Source organism: Polaribacter sp. MED152 (assembly GCF_000152945.2).
Lineage (GTDB): Bacteria > Bacteroidota > Bacteroidia > Flavobacteriales > Flavobacteriaceae > Polaribacter.
This window is the reverse complement of the sequence record NC_020830.1, coordinates 2,619,724-2,635,353: the sequence shown is the minus strand read 5'-3', so window position 1 is coordinate 2,635,353 and position 15,630 is coordinate 2,619,724. Positions and strand designations below refer to the sequence as shown.

14 protein-coding genes are annotated in these 15,630 nt (G+C 31.5%); 4 read left to right on the top strand and 10 right to left on the bottom strand.

The window, feature by feature from the left end; genetic code table 11:
- Nucleotides 1-20: 20 nt before the first annotated feature.
- From MED152_RS11700 to MED152_RS11675, 6 genes are all read right to left on the bottom strand, one after another.
- The gene (locus MED152_RS11700; RefSeq protein ID WP_015482099.1) at nt 21-872 is read right to left on the bottom strand and encodes a biotin-dependent carboxyltransferase family protein; all 852 of its coding nucleotides are present in this window, start codon (nt 870-872) and stop codon (nt 21-23) included.
- Complete coding sequence (gene pxpB / locus MED152_RS11695) at nt 865-1,602, bottom strand: 5-oxoprolinase subunit PxpB (RefSeq protein ID WP_015482098.1); 738 nt, start codon at nt 1,600-1,602, stop codon at nt 865-867. The genes MED152_RS11700 and pxpB overlap by 8 nt, the downstream gene beginning before the upstream one ends.
- Nucleotides 1,589-2,320, bottom strand: coding sequence for a 5-oxoprolinase subunit PxpA (gene pxpA, locus MED152_RS11690; RefSeq protein WP_015482097.1), 732 nt, complete (start codon nt 2,318-2,320; stop codon nt 1,589-1,591). Before pxpA ends, pxpB begins: the two co-directional genes overlap by 14 nt.
- A complete protein-coding gene (locus tag MED152_RS11685; RefSeq protein WP_015482096.1) occupies nt 2,321-3,547 on the bottom strand; it encodes an Nramp family divalent metal transporter in 1,227 nt (408 codons plus the stop codon).
- A gap of 96 nt (nt 3,548-3,643) precedes the next feature.
- Nucleotides 3,644-5,254, bottom strand: coding sequence for a phosphoenolpyruvate carboxykinase (ATP) (gene pckA, locus MED152_RS11680; RefSeq protein WP_015482095.1), 1,611 nt, complete (start codon nt 5,252-5,254; stop codon nt 3,644-3,646).
- Nucleotides 5,255-5,338: 84 nt separating this feature from the next.
- Nucleotides 5,339-5,719, bottom strand: coding sequence for a DUF423 domain-containing protein (locus tag MED152_RS11675; RefSeq protein ID WP_015482094.1), 381 nt, complete (start codon nt 5,717-5,719; stop codon nt 5,339-5,341).
- 72 nt (nt 5,720-5,791) lie between these two features.
- On the opposite strand from MED152_RS11675, the gene MED152_RS11670 reads away from it, so the two are divergent.
- Nucleotides 5,792-7,159 carry a saccharopine dehydrogenase family protein gene (locus tag MED152_RS11670; protein WP_015482093.1) on the top strand — a complete coding sequence of 456 codons (1,368 nt, stop codon included), beginning with the start codon at nt 5,792-5,794 and terminating at the stop codon, nt 7,157-7,159.
- On the opposite strand, the gene MED152_RS11665 is transcribed toward MED152_RS11670, so the two are convergent.
- On the bottom strand, nt 7,160-7,828 hold the full coding sequence (locus MED152_RS11665; protein ID WP_015482092.1) for a tRNA1(Val) (adenine(37)-N6)-methyltransferase: 669 nt from the start codon (nt 7,826-7,828) through the stop codon (nt 7,160-7,162). It abuts the gene before it with no gap.
- A gap of 134 nt (nt 7,829-7,962) precedes the next feature.
- On the opposite strand from MED152_RS11665, the gene MED152_RS11660 reads away from it, so the two are divergent.
- Nucleotides 7,963-8,391, top strand: a complete 429-nt coding sequence (locus tag MED152_RS11660; protein ID WP_015482091.1) for a hypothetical protein — start codon at nt 7,963-7,965, stop codon at nt 8,389-8,391.
- Nucleotides 8,392-8,405: 14 nt separating this feature from the next.
- On the opposite strand, the gene rimM is transcribed toward MED152_RS11660, so the two are convergent.
- Together rimM and MED152_RS11650 are read right to left on the bottom strand one after the other, a co-directional pair.
- Entirely contained in the window at nt 8,406-8,936 is a 531-nt protein-coding gene (gene rimM, locus MED152_RS11655; RefSeq protein ID WP_015482090.1) for a ribosome maturation factor RimM, read from the bottom strand.
- Nucleotides 8,937-8,950: 14 nt separating this feature from the next.
- Entirely contained in the window at nt 8,951-9,514 is a 564-nt protein-coding gene (locus tag MED152_RS11650) for a 30S ribosomal protein S16 (protein ID WP_015482089.1), read from the bottom strand.
- A 282-nt stretch (nt 9,515-9,796) separates the two neighbouring features.
- Here MED152_RS11650 and MED152_RS11645 point away from each other — a divergent pair, with 282 nt between their 5' ends.
- A complete protein-coding gene (locus tag MED152_RS11645; protein ID WP_015482088.1) occupies nt 9,797-10,243 on the top strand; it encodes a PA2169 family four-helix-bundle protein in 447 nt (148 codons plus the stop codon).
- Nucleotides 10,244-10,387: 144 nt separating this feature from the next.
- Nucleotides 10,388-14,725: a DNA polymerase III subunit alpha gene (dnaE, locus tag MED152_RS11640; protein ID WP_015482087.1), complete on the top strand. Its 4,338-nt coding sequence runs from the start codon at nt 10,388-10,390 to the stop codon at nt 14,723-14,725.
- Here dnaE and gldA read toward each other — a convergent pair.
- Entirely contained in the window at nt 14,722-15,615 is an 894-nt protein-coding gene (gene gldA / locus MED152_RS11635) for a gliding motility-associated ABC transporter ATP-binding subunit GldA (protein ID WP_015482086.1), read from the bottom strand. The genes dnaE and gldA overlap by 4 nt on opposite strands.
- Between the last annotated feature and the right edge of the window lie 15 nt (nt 15,616-15,630).

Genomic DNA, 15,630 nt, shown 5'->3' with positions numbered 1-15,630 from the left:
CATAAAAATGAAACTTTAACTCAAATGAGTTTCACTACAAATTTAAAAAAATCTAAACTAGTTTTTTGCGCTAATTGATTTATTGATTTTTCTGTTAGTTGCAGTATTCTTGGGTAACCACCTGTTGTTTGACAATCTCTCATTAATACAATTAATACTCCAGAAGGTGTAAGCTGCACTGTGCCTGGCAAAACAGATGACGTAAGTATTTGTGGCAAAGTATTTTGCATTTCTTCTTTCAATTTATAACCCATTCTAGAATTGTCTCTAGAAATTGTAAATGTGGTGTTTTGCAAAAATTCTTTTTGATGATCTTTCAACAAACCAAACTCAGGCCCTTCATAACAAGTTATTTCTGTATTCGTAAAATGATTTTTAATGGTTTTTATAGATGATTGATTTCCAAAACTTTTTTCTTTATATTCTTGATAAGGTAATAAGTCTCCTTTTTTTAAAAGTGCCTGTTTAGTAATATTAGGATAAAGACTTCTGCTATTTAATTGCTTCTCTGTTAAAAATCCGCCTTTTAAGGCCAAGTAAGATCGAACACCATAGTTTACCTTTCCAAAAGTTAGGATGTCATTTTTAACTATTGATATCTTTTTATTGAGTGAAATTGGCAACCCGTTTATAGTTGCATTTACATCTGCACCTGTAATACAAATTACGGTATCAGTTAAGCATTGAAATTCACAATTCCCTAAGGTTATTTCTAAAACTGCATCATGAACTTCATTGTTTAAAATAGCATTTGCCAAATCTGCAGAATACGAATCCATAGCTCCTGAATTTGGCAATCCTAAAGCAGCAAAACCAAACCTACCTTTATCTTGAATACTACTTAAAAAACCTGCTTTTAAAACTTTAAGCATGATGTAAAGTATTAATCAATTCGTATTTATTTTGTTTGATTTGCACTACAATTTCATTGTATTCTTTAAGAGAAACTGCCTTAAATCTTATAAAATCACCAGGCTTTGCAAAGCAAGGATTCTCTTTTTCAATATCAAAAAAATCAATTGGAGTATTACCAATAATATTCCAACCTCCAGAAGAAATATTAGGATAAATTCCTGTTTGTTTACCTCCAATAGCCACAGCTCCTTTAGGAACTCTTAATCTAGGATTTGGTTTTCTATCAAAATATAGTTGCTCATTCAAACCTCCTAAATATAAAAAGCCTGGAAGAAAACCAATGAAGTAAACTTTATAAATACTATTGGTATGTAACTCAATTACCTCCTCAACTTTTAAGCTTGATTGTAAGGCAATTTCCTGTAAATCTATACCAAACTGCAAATCATAACATACAGGTATTTCCCATACAAGATTTACTTGTTTTAAAGGTTCTGAATTTGTTTTGTAAATAGTTTGTAAAGCTTCTACCTCTTCATTAAAATTACTAACGAGTGAGTTATATACTAAGGTTAACGAATTATAACCTTGAATTACGTCTACAATTTTTGAACTATGTCTTTTTAATAGTTTCGTTTTGAATACTAAAATATCCTCAAAAATTTCATCATTAATAATTGCAGGCCATTCTATAAGAATTGCTTGAAGACCAAACTGCTTGTATGTGATATTTTTATCTGATAACAAAACCTTCTTTTTGAAGTTGTCTATATAAATGGCTTACTATTTCTAAAGCATTTTCAGAATCTCCATGAACGCAAAAAGTATCAGCTTTAATTGGCACCTTTAAGCCCGATATTGTTTTTACTTTATTATGCTTTAAAATAAAAATAACATGATTAAGCACGTCTGATTTATCTGCAAGCAATGCATTTTTTTCGATTCTAGAGACTAGAGTTAAATCATCATTATAATTTCTATCTGCAAAGGCTTCGTATTTTATTTTAATATCACTTTGTAAAGCAATTTTTGCAATTACAGAATTATAAGGCACGTATAAAAAAGCACTGTTTAAATAGGGTTTTAAAATCTCTACAATGGTTTTTGCCAATTGCTCATCAACTGCTAAGGCATTATACAAAGCTCCATGAGGTTTTATATGATGTAACTCTTTCTGCACCAAAGACAATCTTTCTAGAAAAAGATCTAATTGATGGGTAATACTTTCCTTCAGCTTAGTTTTTGGTAGCTCCATAAATCTTCTCCCAAAATTTTCTTTATCAGGAAAAGAAGGATGTGCACCAATTTTAACTCCATTTTCAACAGCCAATTGTATTGTTTTATCAATGGTTTGTTTATCGCCAAAATGACCTCCACAAGCAATATTACAAGATGATATATAAGGCATTATCAAATGCTCATTGGCTACTCCTTCTCCAACATCACAATTAATATCAACTTTCATTTAGATAAAATTAAAAACTTTTAAAATTCCTTTTACTCCTAAGAAAATCGAAATTAGCAAAATTATAAAACCGATAAAATTCTGAGTTTTAGTATTTACATAGTTCCCTAAAACATTCTTTTTATTCATAATCCATAATAAAATACCTGCTATTATGGGCAATAACATTCCATTTGCAATTTGAGCAAACTTGATAATCTCAATTGGTTTGATACCTACAGAGGAAAATAAAACGCCCAGAACTAATATAATAATCCAAACTAACCTGAACCATTTAGACTGCAAACCACCTTTGAAGCCCAAACAACCTTTGGCTACATAAGCTGCTGCTAAAGGAGCTGTAATTGCTGATGTAATACCTGCTGCAAATAAACCAAGGGCTAAAAAATATTTGGCAAATTCTCCATACAAAGGCGATAATCCTATAGCTAAATCAGCCGCATTTAAAATATCCTTAGAAGGTATAGAGGCTGCAGAAATAATAATGGCAATAGAAACTAAACCTCCTAATGTGATAGAAACAATTGTATCTTTTTTAGCGAGTTTAAAATCCTTTTTTTTATACCATTTTTCTTTAACTAAAGAAGCATGTAAAAACAAATTATAGGGCACTACAGTTGTACCTATTAAACCAATTACAGTTAGTAAACTCTGATCAGGAAATTTAGGAATAAATAATCCTTGTAAAATAGAAATGATATTTGGTTTAGTAATAATTGCAGTAAGCACGAAAGAAAAACTCATCAATAACACCAAAGTAACCAATGCCTTTTCTAAAAATTTATAATTACCAATGTATAATAATAGAAAGGCAATACTACCAATTACGTAACTCATTAAGTTGATATTGAGCTCTCCAAGACTATAAATAAATTTACCAAAAACAGTTTCTAAACCTAGAATTCCACCACTAATATTTCCTGCTTCATAAGAGGCATTTCCAATTACAATAGCTCCTAAAATTAATAGTGTAATGAATTGTTTTAAAAACGGAACTTTAATTTCTTCTCTAATAACTTCAGATAAGCCTTTTTGAGAAATGACACCCAATCTTGCAGCCATTTCTTGTAAAACTATAGTTGCAATTATCGATAGCAACATTGCCCAAAGCAGATTAAACCCAAAGTTTACACCTGCTAGTGTGCATAAAGTTACGGTTCCTGGCCCAATGAAAGCAGCAGCTACTAAAGTACCTGGACCAATATTCTGAAACCATTTTTTAATCATTCCATTTAAAATTTTATGAACTAAAGATACTTTTTTAAAACAAAAAACACCTCATAAAAATGAGGTGTTTCTGATTTAAACTAAAAACAATGTTCACTAGTAAGCATATCTTTGAGGTCCACCTCTTCGAATTTCTTCGCTTGCAAATTCTTCGAATTGCTTAAAATTATTTCTAAATGCATTCGATAGTTTAAAGGCAGTTTCATAGTATGCGTCATCATTATTCCAAGTTGCTCTCGGACTTAATAATTCTGTTGGCACACCAGGACAAGTTCTTGGTTGTGCTACACCAAATACTGAGTGAATATGATAATCTTCGTAAGTATAATCTTTTAAATCTCCGTTCAAAACAGCAGTAATCATTGCTCTTGTGTATTTCAATGGCATTCTTCTTCCAACACCATATTTACCTCCAGACCAACCTGTGTTTACCAACCAAACATTTACACCTGCTTCTGTCATTTTCGTACTTAGCATCTCTGCATACCTTGTTGGATGCAAAGGCATAAATGGTGCACCAAAACAGGCAGAAAAACTCGGTACTGGCTCTGTAACACCTGCTTCTGTACCTGCAACTTTAGCTGTATAACCAGATATAAAGTGATATGCAGCTTGACTTGGTGTTAATTTAGATATTGGAGGCAAAACACCAAAAGCATCTGCAGTTAAAAAGAAAATATTCTTTGGGTTTTTACCAATAGATGGTTCCTGAATATTATCTATATGATAAATAGGGTAACTTACTCTTGTATTTTGAGTAATTGAAGTGTCTGCAAAATCGACAACTCCATTGTCATCCATAATTACATTTTCTAAAATGGCACCTTTTTTAATTGCCGAGAAAATTTCTGGCTCTTGTTCTTGAGATAGGTTAATTACTTTAGCATAACAACCACCTTCAAAATTAAAAACAGTGTTTTCTGCTGTCCAACCATGTTCATCATCACCAATTAAACTTCTGTTTGGATCTGTAGATAAAGTTGTTTTACCTGTACCTGATAAACCAAAGAAAATAGCTGTATCACCATCTTTACCAACATTGGCAGAACAGTGCATAGGCAAGGTATTTTTATAAACTGGTAAAATAAAGTTTAAAGCAGAGAAAATTCCTTTTTTAATTTCACCTGTATAACCTGTACCACCAATTAATGCAATTTTCTTAGAAAAATTTAAAATTGCAAAGTTGTGCTGACGCGTTCCATCTACAGCAGCATCTGCCATAAAACCTGGTGCATTTATAACGGTCCATTCAGGACTAAAATCTACTAACTCTTCTTCTGTTGGTCTTAAGAACATATTGTAAGCAAACATATTGCTCCAAGGATATTCATTAACAACTCTAATATTTAATTTATAATTTTCATCTGCACAAGCATAACTATCTCTAACATAAATTTCTTTATCAGATAAATAATCTACAACCTTATTGTAAAGACTGTCAAATTTATTTTCATCAAAAGGTAAGTTGATGTTACTCCACCAAACCTCGTCTTTTGTAATATCATCTTTTACAATAAAACGATCCATAGGTGAACGTCCTGTAAATTCACCTGTATTTACAGCAATTGCGCCTAAAGATGATTCTACTCCTTGTTCTTTTTCTAAAGTTTCTTTGTGTAATTGGTTCGAAGTTAATTGGTAACGAACTGTAGCATTTTTGATTCCTAGACTATTTAACGAAATCGATTTCGTATTTGTATCTACCATATCAATATTTTTTTGATTTTATAAGTAACAAAACTAATGAATATTTTAAAACAACGTGATTATCAGAAAAGATTTATGAATTATTTAATTGTTCCTTGTTTTTTTTACGAATATTACAATCATTGAAAGCCAAGCTATTATAAAAAACAACCCTCCTAAAGGTGTAACAAACCAAATAGATTTTGCTGTGATAGAGGTTAATTGAATGCAATAGATAGAACCAGAAAAGAAAAGGATGCCTAAAAATAAAAGATAACTTATGCTATTTTTTTGCTTTTCTGTAAATCCTTCATAGATATTTACAAATAGTAGTACTAACACATGATACATTTGGTAACGAACAGCAGTTTCAAAACTTTGTAAAGCTTCAGCTGATAAAGTATCTTTTAAAGCATGTGCTGCAAAAGCACCTAAAATTACTGCTGACATACCTAAAATAGCAGTAATAATTAAATTTTTAAACATTATAGTGTGTTTTTGTTAAATTTTAAACAAATATAGTATCTTCGTTTCTAGATCAAAAATACGTTTTATTTCATGAAAAATATTCTAATTATTGGTGCTGGTAAATCGAGTTCTTCTTTAATAAAGTACTTATTAGATAAAGCTGAAGAAGAAAATCTCTTTCTAACTATTGGAGATCTAGATATTAAAAATGCGTCTGAATTAGTTAATGATCATAAAAATACAGCAGTCTTAGAATTTGACGTATTTAATGATCAGCAAAGAAAAACTGAAATTGAAAAATCGAATTTGGTAATTTCTATGTTACCTGCAAGATTTCATATAGAAGTGGCCAAAGATTGTGTTTTTTACAAAAAACATATGGTAACTGCATCTTACATTTCTAAAGAGATGCAAAGTTTAAATGCTAAAGTAATAAAGAACAACCTCATCTTTATGAATGAAATTGGTTTAGACCCAGGTCTTGATCATATGAGTGCTATGAAAGTTATCGATTCTATCAGAGAGCAAAAAGGGAATATGTTGCTTTTTGAATCTTTCTGTGGTGGATTGGTTGCCCCTGAAAGTGATACTAATTTATGGAATTATAAATTTACTTGGAATCCTAGAAATGTGGTTTTGGCTGGCCAAGGAGGAGCTGCCATGTTTATTCAAGAAAGCACATATAAATACATTCCTTACCATAAATTGTTTCGAAGAACGGAGTTTTTAAAGATAGAAGGTGAGAGGTATGAGGCTTATGCAAATAGAGACTCGTTAAAATATAGAAGCGTTTACGGTTTAGACAACATACCCACAATGTATAGAGGTACCATTAGAAGAATTGGTTTTTCTAGAGCTTGGAATATTTTTGTACAGTTAGGCATGACAGATGATTCCTATCAAATTGAGGATTCTGAAAATATGAGCTATCGAGATTTTGTTAACTTATTTTTAGCTTACTCACCCTCAGATTCTGTAGAATTAAAATTACGTTCTTATTTAAAGATTGATCAAGATGATATTATGTGGGAAAAATTGCTAGAACTAGACCTCTTTAATCCTAACAAAAAAATCAAACTAAAAAATGCTTCTCCTGCGCAAATTCTTCAAAAAATATTAGAAGATTCATGGACTTTAAAAAGCGAAGACAAAGACATGATTGTAATGCAACATTTATTTGGTTTTGAAAAAAATGGAGAGAAAAAACAATTAGAAAGTAGTTTGGTAGTAAAAGGAGAAAATCAAACTTATACAGCAATGGCTAAAACTGTTGGATTACCTGTTGCAATTGCAGCACTAAAAATTTTAAAAGGAGAAATAAAAACACCTGGAGTTCAACTACCTCTTTCTAAAGAAGTCTATGACCCAATTTTAAAAGAATTAGAAACTTATGGAATTACTTTTAAAGAAAAGGAAGTGCCTTATTTAGGGTACAATCCTAATCATGTAAGAGGATAATTACATTTTTAAATAAAACGCTTTGGTTAAGGCAATGTAAGGCTCTGTATATTTATGTCTTTCTGTTTCAATTGTTAATTCTTGATAATCTACATCTTTCTCTTGAAAAGAAAACTCAAGTAAACTCCTTTTCACTTCAGAAGTTTCATTACCTCTAACATGACAGATTCGATTAACATGTAAGTCATAGCTCTTTGCCAAATCAATAAATATTGCTTCTTCTTTTCTTGGTATTATGGTTGAAAATTGACCATCATCACTTAAAATTTTTGCAACATTTTTTAATAAATCATTAAAAGATAATGATGAAGTAAATCTTGCTTTATTTCTAGAATCATCCTCCGTTTCAAATTCATCAGAATAAAAAGGAGGATTAGAAATTACGAGATCATAGCTTTCCTCTTCTTCTACAATTTCATCTGCAAAATCTATAAAGTTAGAGTGATAACAAAACAATCGGTCTCCCCAATCTGAACCTTCAAAATTCTCTACGGTTTGTTCGTATGCAGCTTCATCTATTTCTACAGCGTCAATTGTAAATGCTTCGGAACGTTGAGCCATCATTAAACCGAGAATTCCTGTACCAGAACCAATATCGAGTATAGAATCTACCTCATCTTTAATGGTACACCAAGCTCCAAGAAGCACACCATCTGTGCCCACTTTCATAGCAGTTTTGTCTTGGTGAATTGTAAATTGTTTAAATTTAAAAGGTTTAATAACTGTAAGTTTTTAGTTAGCGCAAAATTAACTAATATTGTAGTATTAAAAATTAAATTTTTATAAAAGTAAACATCACAATTATGAAGAAAATAGTAGCCGTTTTTATGTTAGCCATTTTATATTCTTGCAGTTGTACTTGTGATGAATTAACTGCTGCTGATATTGCTGCTCAAGAAGAAGCAACTACAAACGATATTGAAATTATTTTTACAACAACTGAACCTAATTATGATGAGGCTATGATTACTTATTATGATATTGATTTGGCTACAGATGTTGCAGAAGCATACGTATTTAAATACGATACAGATGGTAACCCTTTACCTTTAAAGCTAATTTTTGATAACTATAAATACGATTTTTTAGATGGTGAAGCTTTTAGAAATAACTTTAGCACCTCTGAATTAAAAGTACAAGTATTTGTAGAAGGTGAATTATTGTTAGAGAGAGCTAGCAATGGTAATGCAAATGAATTTGCGAGAGTAAATTTTAGTTTTGATATTCCTTAAAAACAAATAGCTTTCTAACTATTTAAGTACAATTCTATTAAGCCTTCTGGAGTTTCGACTTCAATAGTTTTGTTTGCTCTGTCTACTTTTTTTATGAAATCATCTATCATAGGTATAAAAACCTCTTTTCCATTACTATCTATTTCAAACAATGGTTGTGCAGCTTTATCATTAATATGCACAATAGAACCAACTTCACCATAATTGGCATCCATAACTTTAAAACCAATTACTTCGTGAAAATAAAATTTATCTCCAGATAATTTAGGCAACAAATCTAAAGGCAAATAAATACCACATTTTAAAATAGAATCTGCTTCTTCTTCAGAATAAACATCTTCAAACTGAACTCGCAATTGATTTCCTTTGTGTAGTGAACTTTTTTCAATAAAAAATGGAACCAGATTACTGCCAAATTCGACATAAACTGATTCCATATTTTTATACAACTCAGGTTCGTCTGTATCTAATTTGATAACAACTTCACCCTTAAAACTATATTTTGTTACGATTCTGCCTAAGTAAAAACACTCTTCTTTACGCATATCGTATAAAAGTTTTACTCAGCTGATTTTTCTTCTTCTGCAACTTCAGAATCTGCAGCAGCAGCTCCTTCTTCAGCAGCAACTTCTAATGCTTCTACTTCTTCAGTAGCATCACCAGCTTCTTCTACTTCTGGTAAGTTTGCAGCAATTCTAGCTTCATTTACAGCCTTTTCAGCTTCTAAAGCTTTTGCTTTAGCGTCTGCCTCAGCTTTTGCTAATTTTTCTTCTTTAGAAGAAACTTTACCTTCTTTCTCTGCTAACCAAGCATTAAATTTCTCTTCTGCTTGCTCTTCAGTTAAAGCTCCTTTTCTTACACCACCTACTAAATGATTTTTTAGCATAGCTCCTTTGTAAGATAAAATTGCTTTTGCAGTATCAGTTGGCTGAGCACCATTTTGTAACCATTTTACAGCACCATCAACATCTAAGTTAATTTCAGCTGGGTTTACATTTGGGTTGTAGGTACCTATTTTTTCTAAATAGCGTCCATCTCTCTTTGCACGTGCATCTGCAGCAACAATCCAATAAAATGGCTTGCCTTTTTTACCATGTCTTTGTAATCTAATCTTTACTGGCATACTTATTAATTTTTTAAGGTTCTCGACCTTGGTTATTAAAACTCTTATTATCTCGTAATAAGCGAGCGCAAATTTACAATTTTCTTTTTAATAAAAACTAATAAAAAGAACTATAAAATATTCAGTATCAGTATTTATTAAAAAAATATAAAAATAGCGATTGAGTTAACAATCAATTCGTTTGAACAAATGAAGGATCTGAATCTTAATTACTTTTGTATCAGATGTTAAACAATGAGCATCTTAAAATAAATTGTTGAAATTTAAAATGAAAATGATATTATGAAGTATAGTGAAAAAGTTTCGAATCAATTAAATGAATTGTTAGAGAAGAATTATGATGCCGAAAAAGGGTATTTAAATGCTGCTGAAAATGTAGATAGTACAAGACTAAAAATCTTTTTTAAAAATAGAGCCTCTGAAAGAAGTGAGTTTGCAAAAAATTTAAGAACAGAGATTTTATCTTATGGACAAATTCCAGAAGATAATGGAACCTTTACAGGAGCCATGCACAGAAACTGGATGTCTTTAAAATCTTTATTCACATCAAACGATGAAGAAGCTATTTTAGAAGAAGCTCTTAGAGGTGAAAAAGCTAGTTTTGATGAATATTGCGAAATTTTAAAAGACAACGAATTTGCACCAAGTACAGAGAAAATGTTAGATAGACAGAAAATTAAAATTCAGTCTGCAATTAACTCATTAATGGTAGAAGAAGAGTTAGCATAAAAATAAATTATTTGAATTAGTTTAAGAAAGTCAATCCTTAATTGGGTTGACTTTTTTTGTTGATAAGTCTAAACAACTTATTAGTTCTAAATCTGTGTTGATTTTGTACTTTTAACCTTCCAAATTTATCAGACAAAATCTTCTATGTACTTAATTTTTGATACTGAAACTACAGGTTTACCAAAAAGCTGGAATGCCCCAATTACAGACACAGACAATTGGCCAAGATGCATACAAATTGCTTGGCAATTGCATGATGAAATGGGTAGAGTTATAGAACACAATGATTTTTTAATTCAACCTGAAGGATTTAACATTCCTTATGATGCAGAAAGAATTCATGGTATTTCTACTGAGTTAGCCCAACAAGAAGGTATTACATTAGAAGAAGGCTTGGCTTTATTTAACGAAGTTTTACAAAAAACAAAATTTGTTGTTGGTCAAAATGTAGAGTTCGATTTAAATATTATGGGCTGTGAATTTCACAGACTAGCTACAGAAACAAATCTTAATCAATTACCAGTTTTAGATACTTGTACAGAAAAAACAGCCCTTTTATGTCAAATTCCTGGTGGTAGAGGAGGTAAATTTAAGTTACCCACACTTACAGAATTACACAAGCATTTATTTGGAATCGATTTTGCTGAAGCTCACAATGCAACAGCAGATGTTGAAGCTACAACTCGCTGTTTCTTAGAACTAATTCGAATTAGAGAGTTTACCAAAGAAGAGCTAGATGTAGATCAAGAATATTTTAAAAACTTTTCAGAAGAAAATCCTAAACCAATTCAATTAATTGGTTTAAAACACATCAACCTAAAAAAAGAGAGTGATAAAATACGTAAGCGTTTAGAAAAGCTAAAAGATACTGAAGAAACCAGATCTACTTCAGAAGGTTTAGCAGAATTAAAAGACGTTCAATTTGCGCATTTACACAATCATACTCAGTTTTCTGTACTACAATCTACCATGCAAATTGGTAACATTGTAAAAGCAGCAGCTAAAGACAATATGCCTGCAGTTGCAATGACAGACACTGCAAACATGATGGCTTCCTTCCATTTTGTGAGTGCAGTATTAAACCATAACAAAACTGCAGAAACACCAATGAAACCAATCATTGGTTGTGAGTTCAATATTTGTGAAGATCATAAAAATAAATCTCAAAAAGACAATGGTTATCAAGTTGTATTACTAGCCAAAAACAAAAATGGTTATCACAATTTAGCAAAAATGTCTTCGATTGCTTTTGTTGATGGATTTTACTACGTACCAAGAATTGACAAAGAAATCATTAAAAAATACAAAGATGATATCATTGTTTTAACTGGTAATTTATATGGAGAAGTACCAAGTAAGATTTTAAATCTTGGAGAAAAACAAGCTGAAGAAGCCTTACTTTGGTGGAAAGAGCAATTTCAAGACGATTTCTACATTGAGTTGATGCGTCATAATCAACAAGATGAAAATATAGTAAACGAAACTTTATTAAAATTCTCTAAAAAACATGATATTAAAATTGTTGCTACGAACAATACTTTCTATTTAGAGAAAAAAGATGCAAATGCACACGATATTTTACTGTGTGTAAAAGATGGCGAAAAGCAAGCTACACCTAAAGGAAAAGGTAGAGGCTATAGATATGGTTTACCTAATGAAGAATACTATTTCAAGTCTTCAGATGAAATGAAAACGCTTTTTGCAGACTTGCCAGAGGCTATTATCAATATTCAAGAAATTGTAGATAAAATTGAAATATTTACTTTAGCAAGAGATGTACTGTTACCTGCTTTTGATATTCCTGATGAATTTAAAGACGCAAGAGATAATGAAGATGGAGGTAAACGTGGTGAAAACAACTTTTTGAAACACCTAACTTTTGAAGGTGCTAAAATACGTTATGGAGAAATAACGCCCGAAATTAAAGAACGTTTAGATTTTGAATTAGAAGTAATCGAAAAAACAGGTTATCCTGGTTACTTTTTAATTGTAGAAGATTTTATTCGCGAAGCCAGAAAAATGGATGTTGCAGTGGGTCCAGGTCGTGGTTCTGCAGCTGGTTCAGTAGTCGCTTATTGTCTTTGGATAACCAATATTGATCCTATTAAATACGATTTACTTTTTGAGCGTTTCTTAAATCCTGAACGTGTTTCTATGCCAGATATCGATATCGATTTTGATGATGAAGGTCGAGGTCGAGTTATGGATTATGTAATTGATAAATATGGTGCCAACCAAGTAGCACAAATTATAACTTATGGAACAATGGCTGCAAAATCTTCGATTAGAGATACAGCCAGAGTTTTAGATTTACCACTTTTTGAAGCGGATAGAATTGCCAAATTAATTCCTGGAATAAAGCTTAAAAATATTTTTGGTGATGACCCTAAAAGTAAAGGTAAAGTAGATGGTTTACGTGCAGAAGAAAAACAATTAGTAGAAGAGTTAAGAACCATGTCTTCTGGTTCTGATTTAGTTTCAGAAACGATAAATAAAGCTACAATTTTAGAGGGTTCCGTAAGAAATACAGGTATTCATGCTTGTGGTGTAATCATTACACCTGGTGATATTACAAATTACGTTCCTGTTGCTTTGGCTAAGGATTCAGATATGTATGTAACCCAATTTGACAACTCTGTAGTAGAATCTGCAGGTTTGTTGAAAATGGACTTCTTAGGGTTAAAGACACTGACATTAATTAAAGACACCGTAAAAATTGTAAAAGCAAAACATGGTGTAGAATTAGATCCTGAGAACTTTCCTTTAGATGATGAAAAAACATACGAGTTATTCCAAAGAGGAGAAACAGTAGGTATTTTTCAGTATGAATCTCCAGGAATGCAAAAACACATGCGCTCACTAAAGCCAACAGTTTTCGCAGATTTAATTGCAATGAATGCATTGTACAGACCTGGACCAATGGAATACATTCCGAGTTTTATCAACAGAAAACACGGAACAGAAGATATTGAGTACGATTTACCAGCAATGGAAGAATACTTGGCAGAGACCTATGGAATTACAGTTTACCAAGAGCAAGTAATGTTACTCTCGCAAAAACTGGCAGATTTTACCAAAGGTGAAGCCGATGTTTTACGTAAAGCCATGGGTAAAAAGCAAATTGCTGTACTTGATAAAATGAAACCTAAGTTTATTGAGCAAGCAGGTAAAAATGGTCATGATGAAGAAAAGCTAGAAAAAATCTGGAAAGATTGGGAAGCCTTTGCAAGTTATGCCTTCAATAAATCTCACTCTACTTGTTATGCTTGGATTGCTTATCAAACTGCATATTTAAAAGCACATTATCCTGCAGAATATATGGCTTCTGTACTTTCTAACAACATGAAAGATATTAAGGCTGTTTCCTTCTTTATGGAAGAATGTAAACGTATGGGGCTAGAGGTTCTAGGACCAGATATTAATGAATCTTATTTAAAATTTTCTGTAAATCAAGAAGGTGCTGTTCGTTTTGGAATGGCTGCAGTTAAAGGTGTTGGGGCTGCAGCTGTAAGAGCAATAATTGCAGAGCGCAAAGAAAACGGAAATTATTCCTCTATTTTTGATTTAGCAAAACGTGTAGATTTAAGAGCTGCCAATAAAAAATCTTTTGACAGTTTAATAAAAGCAGGTGCTTTTGATTCTTTTTCAGACACACATAGAGCTCAATATTTTGCTACCGATGAAAAAGGAATTACCTTTTTAGAAAGAGCAATGAAATTTGGTAGTAAGTACCAAGAAAATGAAAATTCAGCTCAAGTTTCTATGTTTGGTGAAACCTCTACTGTCCAATTTCCTGAACCAGATATTCCTGAGTGTGAAACTTGGGGAACCATGGAACTTTTATCACAAGAGAAAGAAGTAATCGGAATTTACATTTCTGCACATCCTTTAGATGATTTTAAAAATGAAATGATTTTCTGTAACGCCTCTCTAAAATACTTTAAAGGAGATTTGAACAAATACGTTGGTATGAACTTATCTTTTGCAGGTATTATAACAGAAGTACAACACAGAGTATCTAAAGCAGGTAAAGGTTGGGCCTCTTTCTTTATTGAAGATTATGGTGATAGTAATGAATTTCGTGTTTTTGGAGAAGATTACTTAAAGTTTAAGCATTTTCTAGTTCCTAATTCTTTTTTATTTGTGCGTGCAACAATTCAAGCTGGTTGGACCAACAAAGATGGCGTACAAGGTGAACCAAGAATTAAGTTTACAGAGTTTAAATTGCTTCATGATATTATGGATACTTTGTGTAAAAAGATTACCATTAAAATGTCTGTAGATGAACTTAGTGAAGAACGCATTTTAAATTTGGAAAGTATTTTAAGAAATGTGAATGGTACACAAAGTTTAAATTTTACAATCTGGGACGCTAAAGAAAAGATTGAATTGAGTTTACCAAGCAGAAATACTAAAATTAAAATTTCTTCTGAACTTTTGGCAACTTTAGATAAGCAGCAAATTAATTATAAGCTTAATTAAGCTGTAACTTCTCTAAAAAGTGTTTCTAAGTTTTTGTTTTTGGAACTCAATTCTAGTATTTGCAAATCGTGTTGTTTAGCAAAATCGAACACTTTAGGTCGCATATCTTCTTCCGATGAAAAAGATAATTGCCAAGTTGTATCGTTTACCTTTTTTGTAGAATTTAAATGAGTTAATTGGCTAAACAATTGTTCATCTAGTTTGGCGCTAAATGTAACTTCTATGATTTGTTGCTTTTTTTGATTTAAATTTTTTAAATCTTCTTCCAGCAATATTTCACCCTTCTTAATGATAACCACTTTATCGCAAACCGCTTCTACTTCTTGCATAATATGTGTAGATAATAGAACTGTTTTTTCTTTACCCAATTCTTTGATTAATGCTCGAATTTCTACCAATTGATTTGGATCTAAACCAGTAGTTGGTTCATCTAAAATTAATACTGAGGGATTATGCAAAATAGCAGCTGCAATGCCCACCCTTTGTTGATATCCTTTAGAAAGTTGATTTATTTTTTTGTGGGCCTCTGCTGTTAAACCTACCTTTTCTATGCAAATCTCAACTTGGCTTTTATCAACTTTATAAATTTGTGCTCTAAATTGTAAATATTCTCTTACATACATTTCCGCATATAAAGGATTATGTTCTGGCAAGTAACCTATATTTTTCTGACTTTCTATAGGCTTTTCTAACACATCAATTTCATCAACCAAAACAGTACCAGAATTTGGTTTAATAAATCCTGTTAAGATTTTCATCATGGTTGATTTTCCAGCTCCATTAGGACCTAAAAACCCAATGATTTCACCCTTTTTCGCTGAAAAAGAAATATCATTTAACGCTTTTTGATCTTTATAAAGCTTAGAAACCGATGTTATTTGTATAGACATGTGTTAAGTTTTGTA